The sequence below is a fragment of the Arthrobacter sp. TE12232 genome (assembly GCF_054062615.1).
In genome coordinates this window covers 1-21,058 of sequence record NZ_JBSSFK010000001.1, presented here as the reverse complement: position 1 = coordinate 21,058, position 21,058 = coordinate 1, and the positions used below count along the sequence as shown (strand labels likewise).

Sequence of the window (21,058 nt, the reverse complement as noted above, 5' to 3'; positions counted from 1 at the left end):
CGTATCAGGTACGCTGGGTATCGGTAACCGCTTTGATCGAAGGAGACAGCCCATGTCCGTCAACGGACAGTCAGTACCCGGCCCGCAGGAACCGACCGCCGCCACGCAGCTCCGCAAAGCCGTGGTTGTGGGCGGCAACCGCATACCGTTTGCCCGGACCGGCGGCGCCTACACCAAGTCCTCCAACCAGGACATGCTCACCGCCGCCCTGGACGGACTCATCGCCCGCTTTGGCCTCCAGGATGAGCGGATCGGGGAAGTCGCCGCCGGAGCCGTCCTTAAGCACTCCCGCGACTTCAACCTCACCCGGGAAGCAGTCCTCGGCTCGGCCCTCTCCGCCGAGACCCCCGCGTATGACCTCCAGCAGGCATGCGCCACCGGCCTGGAGACAGTCCTCGGCCTGGCCAACAAGATCAAGCTGGGCCAGATCGAGTCGGCGATCGCCGGCGGCGTCGACTCGGCCTCGGATGCCCCCATCGCCGTCAGCGAAGGGCTCCGCGAGGTGCTCCTGGACCTGAATCGGGCGAAGACGGTATCCCGGAAGCTGCAGGTTCTCAGCCGGCTCCGGCCCAAGGACCTGGCCCCCGATGCCCCGAACACGGGGGAGCCGCGCACCGGGCTGTCAATGGGCGAGCACCAGGCGCTGACCACCGCGCAGTGGAAGATCACCCGGGAGGCCCAGGACGAGCTCGCCTTCAACAGCCACAAGAATCTTGCCGCGGCCTACGACGCCGGCTTCTTCGACGACCTCTTGACGCCCTACCGGGGCCTGAGCCGCGACTCCAATCTGCGGGCCGACACGAGCCTGGAGAAACTGGCGACGCTCAAGCCGGTCTTCGGCAAGAACCTTGGCGCCGAGGCGACGATGACGGCCGGCAATTCCACCCCGCTGACGGACGGCGCCTCCACCGTGCTGCTCGCCTCCGAGGAATGGGCCGATGCCCACGACCTCCCCAAGCTCGCCGCCGTGGTTGACGGCGAAGCGGCCGCCGTGGACTTTGTCCATGGCAAGGACGGGCTGCTCATGGCACCGGCCTTCGCGGTGCCGCGGCTGCTCGCACGCCACAACCTCACCCTTGAGGACTTCGACTTCTTCGAGATCCACGAGGCCTTCGCCGGGACGGTGCTGAGCACCCTTGCCGCGTGGGAGGACGAGGAATTCGGCCGCACCCGCCTGGGCCTGGACGGCGCCTTCGGCAGCATTGACCGGTCCAAACTGAACGTCAACGGCTCTTCGCTGGCTGCCGGGCACCCGTTCGCCGCCACGGGCGGCCGGATCGTGGCGTCGCTGGCCAAGATGCTGCATGCCAAGGGCCAGGCCGACGGCCGCCCGGCGCGCGGGCTTGTGTCCATCTGCGCCGCCGGCGGCCAGGGCGTCGTCGCAATTCTCGAAGCACTCTAAGGGGAACCCGATGACCGACACATACACCCGGTTCGTCAGCCACGGACCCGGCCGGGACATTGCCAAGCGGCTCGGGCTCCCGCAGCCGGTGGCCCTCCGGCGGTACCGGCCCGGTGCCCCCCTGATCGAGGGGCCGGTCCTGGTTCAGGGCTCCACCAGCGGCGCCGACAGCCTGGCCGCGGCCCTCCTGGCTTGGAACCTCGACGTCCGGCGCCACGCGATCCCGAAGGAGAAGCTCGGAGCCATCATCCTGGTGCTGGACGAGTTGGCCCGTCCCGAGGACCTGGAGCACCCGGTCCTCACGGCGGCCACCTCGCTGCGCGACCTGGCCCCGAATGCCCGTGTCATCACAGTGTCCCGTACGGCGGACTCCGCGGTGGAGCCGGCGACGGCGGCGGCCCGGCACGGCGTGGACGGTCTCTTGCGGTCGCTGGCGAAGGAACTGCGCGCGGGCGCCACAGGGAACGGCATCCTGCTCGCCGCCGGCGCCGACACCACCAGCCCCGGGACGCTGGGGGCGTTGCGGTTCTTCCTGTCCGGCCGCTCGGCGTTCGTGGACGGGCAGTTCCTGACCGTCACCTCCGGTGCGGGGCAGCTGCCCGATGACGTCGAGAAGCCGCTGGCCGGCAAGGTGGCAGTGGTGACGGGCGCCGCCCGGGGCATCGGGGCAGCGATCGCCCGCACCCTGTACCGCGACGGCGCCACGCTCATCCTCGTCGACATCCCGGCTGCGGGCGACCATCTCGCGGCCGTGGCCAACGAGGTCCACGGCACGGCCCTGCAGCTGGATATCAGCCGCAGCGACGCCGGCCAGCGGATCATTGACCACGCCGTGGCACGCCACGGCCGGCTGGACATCGTGATCCACAACGCCGGAATCACCCGTGACAAGCTCCTGGCCAATATGGATGCGGGCCGCTGGAACTCCGTCATCGCGGTCAACATCGCCGCGCAGTTGCGGATCAATGACGCCCTCCTGGCCTCGGAGCACTTCCGCGACTCGCCGCGGATCGTCTCCGTGGCCTCCACAAGCGGGATCGCCGGAAACCGCGGCCAGACCAACTATGCCGCGTCCAAGGGCGGCGTGATCGGCATGGTCCGCGCCACCGTGCCGCTCATCGGCGAGCGCGGCGGGTCCATCAACGCCGTCGCTCCCGGCTTCATCGAAACGGAGATGACCGCGCGGATCCCCTTCGCCACCCGCGAAATCGCGCGCCGGCTCAATTCCCTGCAGCAGGGCGGTCGGCCGGGGGACGTCGCCGAGGCCATCGCGTTCCTTGCCAGCGACGCCGCCGGCGGGATTTCCGGAGAGGTGCTCCGCGTCTGCGGGCAGAATTTGGTCGGCGCATGAGCAGTTCCCAGACCGTCATCCTTGGGGAGATGCCGGCCCTGTCCAAGCTCTACGTCAACGCGGCGGCCACCGCGGCGCGGCGGCGGGTCCTGGGCACCCACGGCGGCACCGAACTGCCGCCTTACACCCACGAAGTCCGCGGCGTGCGGGCCGACGTCACCAACCTGACCGCCTACCAGCACCTGATCGGTGAGACCGCGAGCGATGTCCTGCCCGCCGGGTTCATCCACGCGCTGGCGTTTCCGCTGGCCATGAGCGTGATGAACCGGGACGACTTTCCGTTGCCGCTGCTGGGCATGATCCACCTGAGCAACATGGTGGTGCAGTCCGCGCCGGTGCTGTTCACCGAGGCTCTGGACATCCGTGCCCGGGTGGACAACCTGCGTGGACACAGGGCCGGCACCCAGCTTGATGTCGTGGCGGAGGTCCGGGCCGCCGGGCAAGAAGAAGTCCGCTGGCGCGGGGTCTCGACCTACCTGGCCAAGGGCGTGTTCCTGCCCGGGATCGACAAGCCGTCGGTGCCGGTAACGCCACCGCCGTTCTCGGCACCGGATCCCACGGCGATCTGGCAGTTGGGCGTCGACACCGGGCGCGCCTACGCGGCCGTGTCCGGCGACTTCAATCCCATTCACCTAAGCGTCCTGACGGCCAAGGCCATGGGGCTGCGCCGGTCCCTCGCCCATGGCATGTACCTCGCGTCGCGCGCGCTGGCGGACGTCGGTGCCGTCAAGGGGGACTCGTTCAGCTGGGAGGTGGCCTTCGAGGCGCCGGTCTTCCTGCCGGCCCGCGTGGCACTGGACATCAGCACCGTTCAGGCCGGCGGCGGGGCATGGCAGCGCTCCGACTACGTGGCGTGGAACCCGTTGTCCGGGCGGCGGCACTTCAGCGGCTCCGTCGCGGCGCTGTCCTAGCCGGTAGCCGGCCAGGAACGACGGCGGCGTCCGCCCCCCTGCACGGGGACGGACGCCGCCGTCGTGGTCCGGGCGTTTGGCCGGAGTATCCGTGTGTCAGTCGCTGGCCGCGGAGGACTTCACGACCCGCAGCATCCGGTGCAGGCTCATCAGGATCGACTCGACTGCGCTGGGGGCGTCGGTGGCCGTTTCCTCGGTGCCGATCCGTCCCGTCAGCGCCTTGACGGCAGAGTCGGCCGCTTCAATCCGCTCCAACTGCTCTTCCGGGCTCTCCTCCTCGATCGAGCGCAGGATGTCAGCCACGGCGGACATGGCGTCGGCAAGCGGCTCGGTATATTCATCCGGCACCACAAAGGGTGTGTCCTTGGCCCAGATGACATCGGACAGCACCTGCGTCACGTCCTGGACGTGGAAGGTCACCCGCTCAAGATCCCGCAGGTTGCGGTAATCCAATTCGATGTCCCGAGGGTGGAGCCGGCGCCGGGGATTCGCCCGCCGGCTGGCGTCCGCCTTCTCCACGGCCAGCCGTACGGAGCGCGCGGAGGCTTCGAGCGAGTCGGACCGCTTGGACCAGTCCTCGTGTTCCGGCGGCCAGCTCTCCTTGAGCGCCGTGGCCATGTCCCGTAGCTGCTGGGCGAGTGCCAGGCGAAGTTCCGCGATGCTGAGCTCGGCGGCCCGGAAGTGCAGGGGCGGGAAGACCAGCAGGTTCACAATGATGCCCACCGTGACTCCGACGCCCATCTGGAAGAGGTACCCGAAGGAGAACGTGTCCGGGTTGTGGCCGCCCACGAGCAGGACAAGAAGCGCCGCCGTCGGGATCCAGTCCCGGCCTGCGCCGATCTTCGGAAGTCCGGCCAGGACAACACCAAAGGCCATCACGATCCCGACTGTCAGCGGTGAGGGGCTGCCGAGGATGAAAAGCACAAAGGCCAGTCCAATCCCTAGCGCCAGCCCCGCGAGCGTCTGCACTCCCTGCTTCATGGAGCCGGCGACGTTCTCGTACATCGCCACCAGGGCGCCCAGCGGAGCGTAATAGGGGTAGTCGGCCGCGGAGCCGGGCATCAGCGGGGCGATGGCGAAGGCCACGCCCGCGGCCAGTCCTGCCTTCATGGCCAGCTGCAGCCGTGGCCACAGCAGCGCCGAGGACACGTTGCCGGCCACGATCCGCCAGAGCCGCCGGAACACGGAGGGGCCTCCGGTGTGCGTTGCCTCGTCTGTCGTAGTCATCCCGGCTCACCCTAGGCTGGAGATGTTGCTGCGACAAATGGACGAACCCCGGCAGGACAGTGTTTTCCGGTCAGGCTGCGCCGTGTCCCGGGGTGACCTCTTCGCCGGGGCGCACCGGTCCGGGCGGCGTGCCGTCGCCGAACGGCCGGCCGCCCAGTGCTTCGCGGCCGTGGGCGGAGAGCCAGTTGCCCAGCTCCGGTCCGCGCGGGACAACGCCGGTGGGGTTGATGTCCTCGTGGACGATGTAGTAGTGCTGTTTGATCTGCACGAAGTCGGTGGTGTCCCCGAACCCGGGGGTCTGGAAGAGATCACGGGCGTAGGCCCACAGCACCGGCATCTCGCTGAGCTTCTGCCGGTTGCACTTGAAGTGCCCGTGGTACACGGCGTCGAAGCGCGCCAGGGTCGTGAAGAGCCGGACGTCTGCCTCGGTGATGGTGTCGCCCACGAGGTACCGTTGCCTGCCAAGGCGCTCCTCGAGCCAGTCGAGGGCCGTCCATAGCCGGTCGTAGGCGGCGTCGTAGGCTTCCTGGGAACCGGCAAAGCCGCACCGGTAGACGCCGTTGTTCACTTCCGTGAAGACGCGCTTGTTGACGGCGTCTATTTCTTCCCGCAGATGTTCCGGGTATAGGTCCGGCGCGCCGGGGCGGTGGTACTGCGCCCATTCCGTGGAGAAGTCGAGGGTGATCTGGGGGAAGTTGTTGGTCACGACCTGCCCGGTGGGGACGTCCACGATCGCCGGGACCGTGATCCCGCGGGGGTAGCCGGGGAAGCGGCGGAAGTAGGCGTCCTGGATGCGTTCGATCCCGAGGACCGGATCCTTGCCGTCCGGGTCGAGGTCAAAGGTCCAGGACCGGGCATCGTGGGTGGGGCCGGGCTGGCCGAGCGAGATGACGTCCTCCAGGCCCAGGAGCCGGCGCACGATCACCGTGCGGTTGGCCCACGGGCAGGCACGTGCTGCGATGAGCCGGTAACGCCCAGGCTCGACGGGCCAGCCGGGTTCGCCGCTGCGGCCGGGGGCTCCGTCCCGGGTGATCCGGTCCTCGATGTAGTTGGTGTCGCGGGTGAATTCCGCGCCGCCGGTCACGTACGCGCCTTTGGTGCTGAATCCGGGGTCGTCGGTGTGGGTAGTCTGGCTCATGGTCCCAGCCTACGGCGGGGAAATGACGTGTCCGAACACGGCCGTGAACACCGGCGCCATCGGCTGCCACGCAAACCACCAGGCGACGGCCACCACGGCCGCGAAGAGGGTAATCCACACCGCGGCAGGGACCGAGGTGGCCCGGGCCAGCAGATAGGCGTCCGACGTCGTGAGCCTGTCACGGTGCCGGAGATGGACGTTTGCCAGTTTAAGAAGGTCCCTGACGGCGGCGACCAGGAGCGCCAGGCCCAGCACGATCATGACGTGCCCGTTGAACACCGGCGGCACAAACAGCACCAGGAGCGCCGCGGCCAGCACGGCGGCGGCGGTGATGAGCAGGCCCGTGCCGTTGCGGAGGAACAGGAAGGACGCCAGGAGGATCACGGTTCCCACGGACATCGCCGCAGGTCCCCAGCCGTTGAAACCGCACCAGACCATCACGGCGCCAACGACCGCGGGCACGGGGTAGCCCCAAAAGGTGGACCAGGCTGCGGAGGCACGGCTCCTGCTGAACGTCGTGGTGGTGCCGGAGTGATCCAGGCCCAGACGGATACCGCCGAGCCGCTGTCCGGTGGTGAGGGCGGCAAAGGCATGGCCGAGTTCGTGGGTCACCGTGGCGAGCAGTCCAAAGTAGCGCCAGGTGAGGCGGGGCAGGGACACGGCCACGGCCAGCAGGATCACCACGGCGAGCTCGGTGCTGGTCACGTGCGGGCTGGGGGCGTGGGCGAATCCGGCCACGATCCGCTCCCACCATGTCTGGGCCAGGTTCGGTTCCCCGGCCACGAGAAACCGGGTCATGGCCTGCCCGAGGCGTGCTGAAGGATCCGGTAGCGTTCGTCGTCAACCATAGGGTGCAAGGCTAGCGCGGACGCTGCGACGGCGTCGAAACGGATCCGGGTCAAGGCCGGGTGCGGCCGTGCATTACACACGCGGCGGAGCGGACGAACGGGCCGAAAGACCCGTCCGCACGTAGATCCGTGTCCGTAAGGTGGAATCCGACCATCAATCCTGCCCAGCCAGGAGTAACTATGGACAATCCGGACGCCGCGGCCGCAACGCCGCGGAACACGCTGCCCGGGGACGCGGCCGATGAAGTCCGTGCCCTCGAGGCGGTCGAAAGCCATCACACGGCGATGCTCAAGCGCCTCGTCGCCCTGACCGACGCTCTCATCCACGCCGTTACGGCGGGCAAGACCGTCGCCGAGCACGATGCCCACGAGGTCCTCGTGGAGTGGTGCGAAACCGACCTCCTCCCGCATGCGGTCGCCGAGGAGGGCCCGCTGTACGGGGGAGCGGAAGGTACGCCGGAGGCCCGGCTGCTCGTCGCGGCCCTGCTGGCCGAGCATCAGGCGATAGCTGGAGCGATCGACCAATTGCGCGGAGCCGGTGGCGTGGACGCCGCCGTCGCGGCCGGCACCCTGAGGGGCCTCTTCGCCGTGCACCTGGAGAAGGAGAACCGTCTCCTGCTGCCGTTCCTTGTGGAGCACCCGGACCTGTCGCTGGCGGCCGCCGTCGAGGGGCTCGAAGAACTAGTAGGTGAATCCCACATCCATGGAGGGGGCGCGGGCCGCGGGGGCAGCGTCTAGAGTGGGCGCATGGCGGACCGTACGCACCACGAGAATCCCGACTACTCCGTGCTTCCCGGGCACACCGACACCACAGACGCGCTCCTGCGCGAACTTGCCGCGGCCCATGGCGTCGGCACGACGTACTGGGGCTGGGACGGCATAGAGCGTTCCGTGGCCGCGGACACGCTCCGGGACGTCCTGGGAGCCTTGGGAGTCCCGGCCAACGGGATTGCGGAGCAGCAACGCTCGCTGGCGGAGTCCCGGCTCGCGCCGTGGCGGCGTATCCTCCCGCCGGTCGTAGTACTCAGGGAGGGGGTGCCGGGGGAGGTACGCGATGTCCACGTCGATGTCCACGTGCCGCACGGAAGCCGCGTCCGCGTCTGGATCGACGCCGAGGACGGCAGCAGGCACGAGGCCGCCCAGCAGGAGAACTGGGAACAGCCGGTCGACGTCGACGGCGTCCTCACCGGCCGTGCGACCTTTGCCATCCCCGGCCACATTGGCCTCGGCTGGCATACCCTGAGGGCGGACGCCGACGGCACGCTGGCCCAGTGTCCGCTGATCGTGACGCCCGGCCGGCTCCGGACCTCGGCCCGGCTCGCCGGACGTCGCTCCTGGGGGTTGACGGCCCAGCTCTACTCCGTGCGGTCCGCGCGGTCGTGGGGGATTGGCGACTTTGCAGACCTCACCGACCTCGCCGTCGTCGCAGGTGAGCAGGGGGCCGGCTTTGTCCTGGTCAATCCGCTGCACGCCGCCGAACCGGTACCGCCTGTGGAAGACTCCCCGTACCTGCCCACCACACGGCGCTTTTTCAATCCCCTCTACCTGCGGGTCGAGGAAATCCCGGAATACGGTTATCTGGACGCACCCGGCCGGGCCGAGGTGGCGCGCCTGGCCGCGAGCCTGCAGGCAGCCAACCAGTCCCGGGACCTCCTGGACCGCAACGCCGCCTACGCGGCGAAGCTGGCCGCCCTGGAACTCGTTTATGCGGTCCGCCGGGGACCAGCCCGCAACCGGCAGTTCGCCGACTTCTGCGCCGAGCAAGGACAGGGACTCGAGGACTTTGCGCTGTGGTGTGCGCTAGCCGAACAACTGCCGCCGTCGGCGCCGGAGTGGGCCGGGCCGGCGGCACACCCGGATTCACCGTACTGTGCCGAGCAGCGTTCAACGCTCGCCGCCCGGATGGATTTCCACCGCTGGCTCCAGTGGCTCTGCGACCAGCAGCTCGAGGCGGCACAGCGCTCGGCGCATCAGGCAGGCATGGAGATCGGCATAGTCCATGACCTCGCGGTCGGCGTGAAACCTGGCGGCGCCGACGCCTGGACCCTGGCCGGTGTCCTGGCTCGGGGCGTGAGCGTGGGCGCACCGCCGGACATGTTCAACCAGCAGGGCCAGAACTGGTCCCAGCCGCCGTGGCATCCGGGCAGGCTCGCCGAATCCGGGTACGCCGCCTACCGCGACATGCTCCGGACTGTGTTGCGGCACGCCGGGGGCATCCGCGTGGACCACATCCTGGGCCTGTTCCGGCTCTGGTGGATCCCCGAGGGCGCCGGCCCGGGCAACGGCACCTACGTCTATTACGACCACGAAGCCCTCATCGGCATCCTCGCGCTGGAGGCTCAACGCGCCGGGGCGATCGTGATCGGTGAGGACCTGGGCGTGTTCGAACCCTGGGTCCGCGACTATCTGGCCGAACGGGGGATCCTCGGCACCTCGATCCTCTGGTTCGAACATGACGCGAACGGCCCCATCCCGCCGGAACACTACCGCCAGCAATGCCTGACGAGCGTGAACACGCACGATCTTCCCCCGACGGCGGGCTACCTCGCCGGTGAGCACGTCACCTTGCGGGAATCGCTGGGGCTTTTGGGGCGCCCCGTGGATGAGGAACGCGCCGAGGCAGCGGCAGAACAGGAGGCGGTCCTGGCGCAGGTCCGGGCCCGCGGATTGCTGGCGGAAGGCGGCGGCACGGACGGCCCGGATGTCCGGACGACGGTCGAGGCGCTCTATGCCTACACGGCGCTGGCACCGTCCGCGCTGCTGGGCGTGGCGCTCGTGGACGCCGTGGGGGAGTCGCGGACCCAGAACCAGCCGGGCACCAGCACCGAGTATCCGAACTGGCGCATCCCGCTGGCCGGGCCCGAGGGCGTCGTCCTGATCGATGACCTGCCGGCCAATGAGCGCTTCCTGTCCCTCCTGGGTACGGTCCGGAATGCACTCCATTGCGCCACTGATGAGTGATCTGCTGAACCAGTAGGTCAGGTATTTCCCGGCCTACACACAGGAACGGGTGCCCATAATGGTCCCGAAGCTCCGGTCAACCGCTATTTGGTCGGAGCTTCGCCACGTCCGAGTGCACCCGGCTGTCTCCGGTGAAGCTAAGCCTTGTCCTCGACGAGGATGACCAGGGTCTCGGGCAGTACGCCGTCGTAGGCCATCGCCTCGCCCATTGCTTCGCTTTGCATCGCAGCCTTGAATGCGTCCAAGTCAGGAACGTCCATCATTACCGCAACGTGCTTGGGGTTCTGCGGGTCGACGAACGTCCGGATGTTGGTGACGCCAAGAGGGCCGAACACCTCTTCGCGCTTGGGTGAGGCAAGCCAGTGATCCTTGTCTTTGATGTCGTGGTGGCCGATTATGGTTGGCATGGCGCATCCTCTCTTAGGGGGCCAGCGGTCCGCAGGCCCACTGCGCCGAAGGCTACTCGCCGCTCCATAGCCGGGCAAGACTATCTTCTTGCCGCATGCCGCCGGGATCTGCGTGCCTTCGGAATGGCCGTGCTCCACAGGATGGCCGCCCGACTCGTTTACCGGGTTTCCCGGTCGCGCTCCTGCGATAAGGGCCTTTGGGCACAGGCCGGACGCACGTGTTCGTTCCTACAATGAATCATGGCCGCCGACGTAACCGAGGTGGAACACAAGTACAGCCCGGCGGAATCTGCTGCCCTTCCGCAGCTGGCCGCTCTTCCGGGAGTAGGCCGCGTGGGCGAGGCCGCCATCGAGGAGCTGGACGCTGTCTATTTCGACACCGAAGAACTGGCACTGGCCGCTCAGCGAATCACCCTGCGGCGACGCACCGGCGGCCAGGATGCGGGGTGGCACCTGAAGCTCCCGCTCGCCGCGGAGGGACGCCGTGAAATCACGGAGCCGCTTGGAAGCGATCAGGGTCCGGTCCCGGAGCGTCTGCGTCAGTTGGTGCAGGTTCATGCCCGGAGTCACGGGCTGGTGCCGGTCGCACGGCTCAAGACCCGGCGGAACTCGATTCCCCTGTATTCCGCCCAAGGCACGGTCCTGGCCTCGTTCAGCGACGACCGGGTGGAAGCGCAAACCTTCCTGACCCCCGCGGAACGGTCGCGTTGGCGGGAATGGGAAATTGAACTCGTCGACGGCACCAGACAGCTGCTGGCCGACGCGGATGATGTGCTCGCCGCGGACGGAGTCCCCGTGGCCGCCCTGCCGTCCAAGCTGGCCAGGGCGCTCGGTTCTAACGTACCTGTGAGTCCCGCAGCGGTGCCCGACCCGCGCCGGCACGGGCCGGCGTCGGACGTCCTGCTGTTGTACCTGGCCCAACAGGTTCAGGCCCTCAAGGAGCACGATCCGGGTGTCCGCACTGACGAGCCGGATGCCGTGCATCAGCTGCGGGTGGCCGCGCGCCGGTTGCGGTCGGCGCTGGCGTCGTTCCGGAAGCTCATGGACGCCACGACGCCCCGGTTCCTAAGGGCAGAGCTCCAGTGGCTGGCCGGCGCTGTTGGAGAGGCGCGGGACACCGAAGTCATGCGGGCCAGGCTCAAGGACCTGATGAGTGCCGAGCCCGCTGAGCTGTTGATGGGTCCGGTTGCGCAGCAGATCGAGGAGAACCTTGGCGCCACCTATCACCAGGCCCATGCTGCAGGGTTAGCGGCGCTGGACAGCGACCGCTACTTCCGCCTCCTCGATTCCCTCGATGCCCTGATTGCCGGACCGCCCCTCACGGACGCTGCAAGCGGGGATGCACGGCGGACAATTGGCCTTCTTGTCTTGGCTGAACGCAAACGGTTGAAGAAAGCCGTTCGCGCCGCGATCAGCGCGACGGGAACGGCGCCGGAGGATGCCGCGCTGCATGAAGTCCGGAAATGCGCCAAGCGCTTGCGCTATGCCGCCGAAGCGGCAGCCCCGATTTTCAGCAAGCAGGCAACGTCCCTTGCTCAAACCGCGGAGGGGATCCAGGAGATCCTCGGGGACCTCCAGGACAGCGTCGTAACCCGGGAAACCCTTCGAATGCTGGCGGCCCAGACCGCGGCGGGCGGGGGCAACGGATTCAGCTATGGGCGCCTGCACGCGCTGGAGCAGCAGCGCGGCGAGGAGGCCCGTGCCAGCTTCTACCGCGCGTGGCGGAAGTCCAGGCCGGAGCCTCTCCACTGGAACTAGACGCCGTTCGCAACCGCAGAGAGAGCCCTATGACCGAACCCCGCACCGGCTTGCCGGCCATCTGGTCAGACGGACTCGGCCGCGCGAGCATCCGCGCCGTCCAGGCCCTGGCGGTGGCTGCCCTTGCCTACGCGATCATTTGGGCCGCCACGCGCATCCCGCTTGTCATCATCCCGGTCCTGATCGCCGTCATCCTGGCTGCAGCGATTTCCCCGCTCGTCCGCTGGCTCACCGGGCATGCCTGGCCGCGCGCCCTCGCCGTCGTCGCCTCCTTCGTGGCCATCCTCGCAGTCGTCGGAGGCATCATCACGGGCATCGTCTTCCTGGTGAACAACCAGTGGGCAGAGCTCTCAGCCCGCGCCGCTGCGGGGATTGACCAACTGCATGCCTTCCTGAATAACGGGCCGGTCCCCGTCACCGACCGACAGATCACCGCAGCCATCGACTCTGCCCGGGTGTTCCTCACTTCCAGCACCTTCGGCGCAGAAGCCCTCACCGGGGCACGGACCGTGGGGGAAATCTTCACCGGCGCGTTACTGATGGTCGTGACCTTGTTCTTTTTCCTCAAGGACGGCCTTGAGATCCGGACCTTTCTCATCGGCTTCCTTCCCGCGGACCACCGCGCCAGGGCACGCCTGGCCGCGGACCGCAGCACCGCCGTCCTGGGCGGGTACGTCCGCGGCACTGCCATCGTCGCCGCAATCGACGGCCTCACCGTCGGGATCGCCCTCGCCGTTATGGGAGTTCCGCTGGCCCTCCCGCTGGGTGTGTTCATCTTCATGGGCGGATTCATCCCCATCGTCGGTGCCACAGTCGCAGGCACCCTGGCGATCGCCGTCGCGCTGGTCTCCAACGGTCCCATCCAGGCGCTGATCGTCCTCGCCATCGTCATCGCGGTGAACCAGCTCGAACACCACTTCCTGCAGCCGGTCCTGATGGGCAAGGTGCTCAGCATCCACGGGCTCGCCATCCTGCTCGTCCTGGCCGCCGGCACTATCCTCGCCGGAATCGTCGGCGCGCTGCTGGCCGTTCCGATCACCGCCGTCGCCTGGACCGTCCTCAAGACGTGGACCGAAAAAGATCAGCTGCCCGGACCGGAGATGCCGGTGCCCGAGCTGCCGGACGGAGAGCCCCTTGAGTGAGAGGGCATGAAAGGCCCTGTCGTGGACATCCCGGCGTGGCTGGTCCAGAATCGGAATGTGCCCCCGGCCAAGCAGTACGGGCTTTTCTTCGAAGGTGACATGCCGCCGCGGCGCTCCCTGCGCACTGCGTGGCTGCTGGCATTGTTCTTGGGCTTCACGGGCGCGGACCGGTTCTACCTTCACCGCCCCGTCACCGGCGCCCTGAAGCTGTTGACGCTCGGCGGCGCCGGCATCTGGTGGCTCATTGACCTGTTCCGGATCACCGAAGAATACGCTGCCGACGGTGCATCAATGCCCTTAGTCGGGACCGACTCCCTGCGACGCGGCCTGCGCACGGCCTCAATTGTCCTGGTCGGCGCCTTCACGGGTGCGCTGTTCTGTGTCACCGCGGCCCCCGTCACCGGGACTGTCACCGCCACTGTCACCGCCGTAAACGCCCTGCTGCACCCGGCCCCGCCGCCACCGGCGAAGGAGTGGGTCACCGTCGCGGAGGCCTCGGGCACGAAACCCCCGGGGCCGGTCGTGACCGTTACCGGCAAGCTCCACATCGAGTACGCCTTCACCGGGCCCGCCGTCGCCTACCTCCAACCCGTGAAAGGGCCGGCGCTCACCGTGCTGTCCCTGGTCAAGGCCGGCGCCGGGGCGATCGGCCTCACCCTGGCCCCGGGAACGTACACACTGATAGTCAGCACCACCGGCACCATCTGGCACCTCACGGCCCAGGAATACCGTCTACCCGGGTAGGGCAGGACGGAGTAACACACGGTCCTGGTCGCCCGGAAAGTGTTCACTTTCACGGAGTACTCCGTCCGGGTGGAACAAAGACAAACCGGCGGGAAGGGCATCGGAAGGCGATCCCGGCCGGCTTTCTTTTTTGCCTTGACTCCGGGTAAGCAACGGGCGCACAGTGATGGCCTGTGGCTGGGGCAGTACACATCCATATCGCAAACCGGGCAGGCCGGTCACGACCGACTATTGTCCGTACCTGCTTGACGGAGAACCCCCATGCCAGACATCGGCTTCCAGCACCACGTTCCGGCCAGTGCACCATCGACGGACAGTCCGCGTCCTCGATGGAGAGCCGCTCTGGTGGCCGTGGTCCTGGTCCTCGCCGGCCTCCTTGGGGTCGCGCCACCAGCCCAGGCAATCTATAACGGAACCATCCTCAGCCCCAACAAATACCCGTGGGCCGTGAGAATCCAGCTTGTCTATCCCGATGGTGCCGTCGCTACCTGCAGCGGGGCCTTGATCAGCTCCTATGCGGTCGTCACTGCCGCTCACTGCCTTCACTACAACGGCGGAACGCCACGAACAGCGGACGTCACGTTCCACTATGGATCTCACCCCGGGCAATTCACCGTGCCGGTCCCGGTCTCGCAGGGAGGGCTGATTGTCCACCCGGGCTTCAACGAGTCGTTGCTCAGGGACGACATCGGCGTACTCCATCTGGCGCATCCCGTGGCTGAAGTGCCAATTCCGCTGGCCACAGTGAATCCTCCGGCGAACACCAGCGTCGTGCTAGCCGGCTACGGCTGCCTCGGAGACCCGTTCCTCAGCCATCAAAGCTGCCCTCTCGGCCTGCCTGCCAGCCTCGCGGCGATGTCCACGAGAGTAGTCGCCTCGGGGTCATGTTCGTCTATCACCGGGGAATGGAGTTTCTGCACCTTCTCGCGCGCCAAATCTGCCAACCACGGCGACAGCGGGGGGCCGGTGCTGCGGACGGAAAACGGCGTTCTCAAGCTTGTCGGGATCATCTCTGCCTACGAAGACCCGCCCGCGGCGAAGTACCTCGACTTATCGACGTCCATCCCGTACGAGTCATCCTGGATCCGGGCGACCCACAGCGGAGTCTGAGTTACAACAAAAAAACACCCTGGAATCCTTTGATTCCAGGGTGTTTCCCATTGTGCGCGGAGGGGGACTTGAACCCCCACCCCCTTTCGAGGACTAGCACCTCAAGCTAGCGCGTCTGCCATTCCGCCACCCGCGCAGGTGGTAATTCCGAGTTCGTTTCGCCTTTCAGCGTTTTGCTTTTCTCGGAAGCAGCGAGAAAGACTCTAGCACGACTTTTCCGGAAACAAATAATCGGGGTCAGCGGGGGTGGTGTGGGTAGGCTGAAGCAAGCAATTGAGCCACCCGCCACGAGGAGCCGCTATGACTGACAACCGGACCGACATCAGGCCCGAGGACGAGGTCGTCAGGATCTGCCAGGAGCTGATCCGGATCGATACATCCAACTACGGCGACGGCTCCGGCCCCGGTGAACGCGCGGCCGCCGAGTACACCGCCGGGCTCATGGCCGAAGTCGGGCTGGACGCCGAAATCTTCGAGGCGGCCCCGGGGCGTGCCAGCGTGGTGACCCGGCTGGCGGGGGAGGACCCCTCCGCCAGCGCCCTCGTGGTCCACGGCCACCTGGATGTGGTGCCGGCCCTCCGCGAGCAGTGGTCGGTGGACCCCTTCGGCGCCGAACTCAAAGACGGCCTGATCTGGGGACGCGGCGCGGTGGACATGAAGGACATGGACGCCATGATCCTGTCCGTGCTGCGCAACTTCGCCCGTACGGGCCGCAAGCCCAAGCGCGACATCATCTTCGCGTTTTTCGCCGACGAGGAAGCCGGCGGCACCTACGGGGCCCGCTACGCCGTCGACAAGCGCCCCGAACTCTTTGAGGGCGCCACGGAGGCGATCTCCGAGGTCGGCGGCTTCTCCGCGACCATCGGCGGGCAGCGCACATATCTGCTCCAGACGGCCGAGAAGGGCCTCTCCTGGCTCCGCCTCGTCGCCCACGGCCGCGCGGGCCACGGCTCGCAGATCAACACGGACAACGCCGTGACGCGGCTCGCCGGCGCGGTCTCCCGGATCGGTGCCTACAACTGGCCGATCGAACTCACTCCCACCACGCGGCAGTTCCTCGACGGTGTGACCGAACTCACGGGCGTCGAATTCGATCCGGACGATCCGGACAAGATCCTCAAGGAACTCGGTACCGTGGCCCGGTTCGTCGGCGCCACGCTGCAGAACACCACCAACCCCACGCTGCTCAAGGGCGGCTACAAGCACAACGTCATCCCTGAATCCGCCGAGGCCCTCATCGACTGCCGCACCCTGCCCGGGCAGGAGGAGCACGTGCTGGAGATCGTCCGCGAACTCGCCGGGACCGGCGTGGACATCAGCTACGTGCACAACGACGTCTCACTGGAAGTGCCGTTCGCCGGGAACCTCGTCGATTCAATGATCGACGCCCTGCATTCCGAGGACCCCGGCGCCAAGGTCCTGCCCTACACGCTCTCCGGCGGAACGGACAACAAGTCCCTGAGCCGGCTCGGCATCACCGGTTACGGTTTTGCCCCGCTGATGCTTCCGGACGAGCTCGACTTCACCGGCATGTTCCACGGCGTGGACGAGCGCGTCCCGGCTGATTCCCTGAAGTTCGGTGCGCGGGTGTTGAACACCCTGCTCACCAACTACTGAGCGGACGCGCCGCCATGACGCCCGAGGACATCCTTGCCGGGCCGCTGCTGGACCGGATCCGCGGCCGCGCCGCCGGCTATGACCGCGACAACGCCTTCTTCCATGAGGACCTCGCGGACCTGAAGGCGGCCGGGTACCTGACGATCTTCGTCCCGGCGGCCGACGGCGGCCTGGGACTCGGCCTGGCCGACGCGGCGCAGCTGCAACGCCGGCTCGCGACGGCGGCGCCGGCCACCGCGCTGGCGGTCAACATGCACCTGGTGTGGACCGGCGTCGCGCACGTCCTGGCCGCCCGGGGTGACTCCTCACTGGATTTCGTCCTCAAGGACGCTGCACAGGGGGAGGTCTTCGCGTTCGGGAATTCGGAGGCCGGGAACGACTCCGTGCTGTTCGATTCCCGCACCGAGGCCGCCCCCTTGCCCGACGGCGGCTACAGCTTCACCGGCCGCAAGATCTTCACGAGCCTGTCCCCGGCGTGGACCCGGCTGGGGATCTTCGGGAAGGACGCCTCCGCCGCGGACGGTGCCGGGGAACTGGTCCACGGATTCATCACGCGGGACACGCCCGGGTACAAGATCCTGCCCGACTGGGACACCCTCGGCATGCGGGCCAGCCAGTCCAATACGACGGTCCTGGACGGTGCCGTCGTGCCGGCGGAGCGGATCTTCCGGAAGCTTCCGGTGGGTCCCAACGCGGATCCCTTGATTTTCGCGATCTTTGCCTGCTTCGAGACCCTGCTTGCAGCGGTGTACACGGGCATCGGGGAACGGGCGCTCACGCTCGGGGTGGAGGCCGTGAAGCGCCGGACATCCTTCAAGAACGGCGGCCGCAGTTACGCCCAGGATCCGGATATCCGCTGGAAGGTGGCAGAAGCGGCGATGGCCATGGATGCGCTCTACCCGCAACTGTCCCGCGTGGCAGCCGACGTCGACGAACTCGCGGACCTGGGCAACCAGTGGTTCCCCCGGCTCGTGGGCGTCAAGGTCCGGGCGACGGAAACCGCCCGGACCGTGGTGGATCTCGCCATCCGGGTGTCCGGAGGCTCCAGCTACTTCCGCGGCTCCGAGCTCGAGCGGCTGTACCGGGACGTGCTCGCGGGCATGTTCCACCCGTCGGACGATGAATCAGCGCACAACACCGTGGCGAACGCCTGGCTGGGTCCGCTGGACACGCCCTGACTGGACACGGCCTGGAGCGGCCCGGGGCGTCCTAGACGGTGCGCTGGACCTGGATGACCTTGCGGCGCAACCAGAAGCGGCGTCCGCCGCCGACATAGAGGCGGCTGCGCTCCAGCTCCCATTTGCCGTACTCGGAATGCTCCACGAGCCGGCGCCGGGCCTCGGGCAGAGAATCCTCAGGACCGACCGTCAGGACGAGGTACTCGTACTGCTTGACATAGTCCCGTTCCCGCCGGACCGAGCTGCTCAGAAAATGTTCTTTCATTGCTCTCCATTTTCGTCTTTTTCCGGCTAACGTGAAGTCATGAGCATCGATCCGCGTGTCGCGCTTCAATCCCTGACCTCTGCACTGGAAGAACACCTGGCGGCCGTCTCCGCCCGCAGGAGTGACGGGGATCCCGCGGTCGAAGCGGCGTTCTTCGCCGTTGCTGATGCCTTTGAAGTCTACGACGACGCCCTGTACGAAGCGTACGGCGAAGTGACGCCCCTCGAAGTGATCGACGGCGACGAAGAGGACGAGGACGACGAGGACGTCGACGACGAAGAAGACCTCGAAATCCTGCAGAACTCAGAGAACTAAACGCGTAGAACGTTGTCGGTCCGCCCGGGCCGGCGCCCACGGCTAGCAGAGGGCACCCCGTCAGCCCTTAGACGGGGTCGGAGACGTCTTCGAGCGCCTGCGCGATCTCCGGGGGGAGCGGGGCGAGTGTCGCGTCCAGGATCTCCTTGAGCTGCACCGGGGTCCGTGCGCCGACGACGGCGGTGGCCACCCCCTGCTGGGACAGGAGCCAGCTCAGCGACACGTCCAAGGCCGTCCGGCCAAGCCCCTTCGCCGCCATCGCGACCGCCTCGACCACGCTGGACGCCGGCGCCTCGAGATAGGGCTCCACATACGTGGCGAGCCGCTGCTGGGCGGCCCGGGAGTCCGCGGGGATGTGACCCCGGTATTTTCCGCTCAGGACACCCCGTCCCAGCGGACCCCAGGCCATGAGGCCAAGCCCCGCGTCCTCGATCGCCGGAATCAGCTCAATCTCCGCGGTGCGCTGCAGGAGAGAATATTCGGACTGGTTGGCGACCAGGGGAAAGCCCGCGATCGCGGCGGCCTTAGCCGTCTGCCAGCCGTTGAAGTTGGAAACGCCGACGTAGCGCGCCCTGCCGGAACGTACCGCGAAGTCGAGGGCGGAAAGGGTTTCCTCGAGCGGCACGTTGGGGTCCCAGGCATGCGCGAACCACAGGTCCACATAGTCCGTTCCCAGCCGCGCCAGGCTCGCGTCAAGACCCGAGAGCATCCCGTTGCGGGACGTGTCGACGCTGCGGCGCCCGTCCGTCGTGGTCAGGCCGGCTTTCGTGGAGATCACCACCTCGGAGCGGGCGACGACGTCGCCCAGCATGCCGCCGAGCATGGCCTCGGCCTGCCCGTCGGCGTAGGAAGCAGCGGTATCGATCAGCGTCCCGCCGCCATCGACGAAGGCCCGCAGCAGGGCGGCGGCATCCTGTTCCTCGGTTTCCCGGGCCCAGGACATGGTGCCAAGGGAAAGGGCGGACACGCGCAACCCACTGTTGCCGACATAACGCTGCTGCATGTCAGCAAGCTTACGGGGATTCGGGCTGCTTCATAACGTAGGGTCTATAGACGTGAACTGGATACAAGCGGCTCTGCTGGGCCTCGTACAGGGACTGACCGAGTTCCTCCCGATCTCCTCAAGCGCCCATCTGCGGATTGTCGGTGCTTTCCTCCCGAACGCGGCCGACCCCGGCGCGGCCTTCACGGCCATCACGCAGCTGGGCACCGAGACGGCGGTGATCGTCTATTTCTGGCGCGACATCCTGCGGATCATCCGCGCGTGGGCCGGTTCACTCTCCGGCAAAGTGTCCCGGCAGGACCCGGATGCGCGCATGGGCTGGCTCGTGATCCTGGGCAGCATCCCGATCATCGTCCTCGGCCTGCTCTTCCAGGACCAGATCGAATCGGTGCTCCGCAGCCTGTGGGGCGTCGCGACCATGCTGATCTTGTTCGGCATGGTCCTGGCCGTGGCCGACACGGTCGGCAAGCAGGACCGCGAGCTCACGCAACTGACCTACAAACACGGCCTCTATTACGGCCTCGCCCAGGCCCTGGCCCTGTTCCCGGGCGTGTCGCGCTCCGGCGGCACGATCAGCGCCGGCCTCCTGATGGGCTATACCCGTGAAGCGGCGGCCCGGTACTCGTTCCTGCTGGCCATCCCCGCTGTCTTCGGCAGCGGCCTCTACCAGCTGTACAAAGTCGTCTCCAAGGAAGGCATCACCGGCCCGTATGGACTCCCGGAAACGGCCCTGGCCACCGTCATCGCCTTCGCTGTGGGCTATGTCATCATCGGCTGGTTCCTGAAGTACGTCTCAACCCGCGGCTACCGTTTGTTCGTCTGGTACCGGATCCTCCTGGGTCTTTCCCTGTACCTGCTGCTCGGTTTCAATGTCATCAGCGCCTAGCACTAGGCTTGGGCTGTGAAATCCTGGATCTCCCGCCCTGTTCCCCAGCTCCCGGGCAGCATGCCTGCCCTGCGCCTCTTCGACACCGCCAAAGGCGCCATCGTCACCCTGGAGGCCACGGGTGAGCAGTCCATGTACGTCTGCGGCATCACCCCCTACGACGCCACCCATATGGGCCACGCGGCCAGCTATGTCGCCTTCGACCTCCTCAACCGCGCCTGGCGGGACGGCCGCCAACACGTGGCGTACGTTCAGAACGTGACCGACGTCGACGACCCCCTGCTGGAGCGCGCGACGGCCACCGGCGTCGACTGGCGCGACCTCGCGGCCAGCCAAATCGAGCTCTTCCAGACTGACATGGAGGCCCTGAACGTCCTGGCCCCAGACCACTACGTCGGCGCCGTCGAGGCCGTTCCCCTGATCGTTCCCGCCATCGAGCGGCTCCTACGCAACGGCCTCGCCTACCGGGTTTCCGGCACCGGCGGAGAGCCCGACGGCGACGTTTACTACGACGTCGAGGCCGCCGGGAAACATTCGACCGACGCCGTCGACGCCTGGACCCTGGGGTCCGTGTCCGGCCTTTCCGATGCTGAGATGCTGGAGCTTTTCGCCGAACGCGGCGGAGACCCGGGCCGGGCCGGGAAGCGCCAGGCACTGGATCCGCTGCTGTGGCGGGTTGCCCGCGAGGGTGAGCCCAGCTGGCCCGGCGGTGAACTGGGGGAGGGGCGGCCCGGCTGGCACATCGAATGCACCGTGATCGCCCAGCAGTACCTGCCCAAGCCCTTCACCGTCCAA

General features: G+C 67.6%; 19 protein-coding genes, 1 tRNA gene and 1 pseudogene. 14 read left to right on the top strand and 7 right to left on the bottom strand.

Annotated features, from left to right (window positions below):
• Positions 1 to 52: 52 nt before the first annotated feature.
• The 3 genes from ACVWZ7_RS00105 to ACVWZ7_RS00095 are packed head-to-tail and all read left to right on the top strand — an operon-like array spanning position 53 to position 3,664.
• The gene (locus ACVWZ7_RS00105) at positions 53 to 1,402 is read left to right on the top strand and encodes an acetyl-CoA C-acetyltransferase (protein ID WP_344367707.1); all 1,350 of its coding nucleotides are present in this window, start codon (positions 53 to 55) and stop codon (positions 1,400 to 1,402) included.
• A gap of 10 nt (positions 1,403 to 1,412) precedes the next feature.
• Positions 1,413 to 2,753, top strand: coding sequence for a 3-oxoacyl-ACP reductase (locus ACVWZ7_RS00100; RefSeq protein WP_344367706.1), 1,341 nt, complete (start codon positions 1,413 to 1,415; stop codon positions 2,751 to 2,753).
• On the top strand, positions 2,750 to 3,664 hold the full coding sequence (locus tag ACVWZ7_RS00095) for a MaoC/PaaZ C-terminal domain-containing protein (RefSeq protein WP_456506519.1): 915 nt from the start codon (positions 2,750 to 2,752) through the stop codon (positions 3,662 to 3,664). The genes ACVWZ7_RS00100 and ACVWZ7_RS00095 overlap by 4 nt, the downstream gene beginning before the upstream one ends.
• A 96-nt stretch (positions 3,665 to 3,760) precedes the next feature.
• On the opposite strand, the gene ACVWZ7_RS00090 is transcribed toward ACVWZ7_RS00095, so the two are convergent.
• From ACVWZ7_RS00090 to ACVWZ7_RS00080, 3 genes are all read right to left on the bottom strand, one after another.
• Positions 3,761 to 4,774 (bottom strand): FUSC family protein, encoded by a 1,014-nt coding sequence (locus ACVWZ7_RS00090; protein ID WP_456509036.1) that lies wholly within the window; start codon positions 4,772 to 4,774, stop codon positions 3,761 to 3,763.
• Positions 4,775 to 4,961: 187 nt separating this feature from the next.
• A complete protein-coding gene (locus tag ACVWZ7_RS00085) occupies positions 4,962 to 6,029 on the bottom strand; it encodes a glutathione S-transferase family protein (RefSeq protein ID WP_456506518.1) in 1,068 nt (355 codons plus the stop codon).
• A gap of 9 nt (positions 6,030 to 6,038) precedes the next feature.
• Positions 6,039 to 6,827: a M50 family metallopeptidase gene (locus ACVWZ7_RS00080; protein WP_456506517.1), complete on the bottom strand. Its 789-nt coding sequence runs from the start codon at positions 6,825 to 6,827 to the stop codon at positions 6,039 to 6,041.
• Positions 6,828 to 7,057: 230 nt separating this feature from the next.
• Here ACVWZ7_RS00080 and ACVWZ7_RS00075 point away from each other — a divergent pair, with 230 nt between their 5' ends.
• The gene (locus tag ACVWZ7_RS00075) at positions 7,058 to 7,615 is read left to right on the top strand and encodes a hemerythrin domain-containing protein (protein WP_456506516.1); all 558 of its coding nucleotides are present in this window, start codon (positions 7,058 to 7,060) and stop codon (positions 7,613 to 7,615) included.
• A gap of 9 nt (positions 7,616 to 7,624) precedes the next feature.
• Complete coding sequence (malQ, locus tag ACVWZ7_RS00070; protein ID WP_456506515.1) at positions 7,625 to 9,838, top strand: 4-alpha-glucanotransferase; 2,214 nt, start codon at positions 7,625 to 7,627, stop codon at positions 9,836 to 9,838.
• A gap of 137 nt (positions 9,839 to 9,975) precedes the next feature.
• On the opposite strand, the gene ACVWZ7_RS00065 is transcribed toward malQ, so the two are convergent.
• Positions 9,976 to 10,245, bottom strand: a complete 270-nt coding sequence (locus ACVWZ7_RS00065; protein WP_344367698.1) for a hypothetical protein — start codon at positions 10,243 to 10,245, stop codon at positions 9,976 to 9,978.
• A gap of 240 nt (positions 10,246 to 10,485) precedes the next feature.
• Between ACVWZ7_RS00065 and ACVWZ7_RS00060 the strand changes: the two genes are divergently transcribed.
• The 4 genes from ACVWZ7_RS00060 to ACVWZ7_RS00045 all read left to right on the top strand — a co-directional run bounded on the left by ACVWZ7_RS00060 (position 10,486) and on the right by ACVWZ7_RS00045 (position 14,999).
• Complete coding sequence (locus ACVWZ7_RS00060; RefSeq protein WP_456506514.1) at positions 10,486 to 12,003, top strand: CYTH and CHAD domain-containing protein; 1,518 nt, start codon at positions 10,486 to 10,488, stop codon at positions 12,001 to 12,003.
• A 29-nt stretch (positions 12,004 to 12,032) separates the two neighbouring features.
• A complete protein-coding gene (locus tag ACVWZ7_RS00055; protein WP_344367695.1) occupies positions 12,033 to 13,145 on the top strand; it encodes an AI-2E family transporter in 1,113 nt (370 codons plus the stop codon).
• A gap of 6 nt (positions 13,146 to 13,151) precedes the next feature.
• Entirely contained in the window at positions 13,152 to 13,889 is a 738-nt protein-coding gene (locus ACVWZ7_RS00050) for a TM2 domain-containing protein (protein ID WP_456506513.1), read from the top strand.
• A gap of 261 nt (positions 13,890 to 14,150) precedes the next feature.
• Positions 14,151 to 14,999 (top strand): S1 family peptidase, encoded by an 849-nt coding sequence (locus ACVWZ7_RS00045; RefSeq protein WP_456506512.1) that lies wholly within the window; start codon positions 14,151 to 14,153, stop codon positions 14,997 to 14,999.
• A gap of 53 nt (positions 15,000 to 15,052) precedes the next feature.
• Here the strand turns inward: ACVWZ7_RS00045 and ACVWZ7_RS00040 are convergent.
• Positions 15,053 to 15,135, bottom strand: a tRNA-Leu gene (locus ACVWZ7_RS00040).
• Between the two features lie 164 nt (positions 15,136 to 15,299).
• Here ACVWZ7_RS00040 and ACVWZ7_RS00035 point away from each other — a divergent pair.
• A complete protein-coding gene (locus ACVWZ7_RS00035) occupies positions 15,300 to 16,616 on the top strand; it encodes a M20/M25/M40 family metallo-hydrolase (RefSeq protein WP_116765687.1) in 1,317 nt (438 codons plus the stop codon).
• 14 nt (positions 16,617 to 16,630) lie between these two features.
• Positions 16,631 to 17,794, top strand: a complete 1,164-nt coding sequence (locus tag ACVWZ7_RS00030) for an acyl-CoA dehydrogenase family protein (protein ID WP_456506511.1) — start codon at positions 16,631 to 16,633, stop codon at positions 17,792 to 17,794.
• A 31-nt stretch (positions 17,795 to 17,825) separates the two neighbouring features.
• Here ACVWZ7_RS00030 and ACVWZ7_RS00025 read toward each other — a convergent pair whose 3' ends face one another.
• Positions 17,826 to 18,059: a DUF5703 family protein gene (locus tag ACVWZ7_RS00025; RefSeq protein WP_018772920.1), complete on the bottom strand. Its 234-nt coding sequence runs from the start codon at positions 18,057 to 18,059 to the stop codon at positions 17,826 to 17,828.
• 39 nt (positions 18,060 to 18,098) lie between these two features.
• On the opposite strand from ACVWZ7_RS00025, the gene ACVWZ7_RS00020 reads away from it, so the two are divergent.
• Positions 18,099 to 18,374 carry a hypothetical protein gene (locus ACVWZ7_RS00020; RefSeq protein WP_091254200.1) on the top strand — a complete coding sequence of 92 codons (276 nt, stop codon included), beginning with the start codon at positions 18,099 to 18,101 and terminating at the stop codon, positions 18,372 to 18,374.
• A 67-nt stretch (positions 18,375 to 18,441) separates the two neighbouring features.
• On the opposite strand, the gene ACVWZ7_RS00015 is transcribed toward ACVWZ7_RS00020, so the two are convergent.
• The gene (locus ACVWZ7_RS00015) at positions 18,442 to 19,377 is read right to left on the bottom strand and encodes an aldo/keto reductase (RefSeq protein ID WP_344367690.1); all 936 of its coding nucleotides are present in this window, start codon (positions 19,375 to 19,377) and stop codon (positions 18,442 to 18,444) included.
• 52 nt (positions 19,378 to 19,429) lie between these two features.
• Between ACVWZ7_RS00015 and ACVWZ7_RS00010 the strand changes: the two genes are divergently transcribed.
• Positions 19,430 to 20,263, top strand: coding sequence for an undecaprenyl-diphosphate phosphatase (locus tag ACVWZ7_RS00010; protein ID WP_456506510.1), 834 nt, complete (start codon positions 19,430 to 19,432; stop codon positions 20,261 to 20,263).
• A gap of 15 nt (positions 20,264 to 20,278) precedes the next feature.
• Positions 20,279 to 21,058: pseudogene (locus ACVWZ7_RS00005) on the top strand (cysteine--1-D-myo-inosityl 2-amino-2-deoxy-alpha-D-glucopyranoside ligase); the annotation flags it as partial.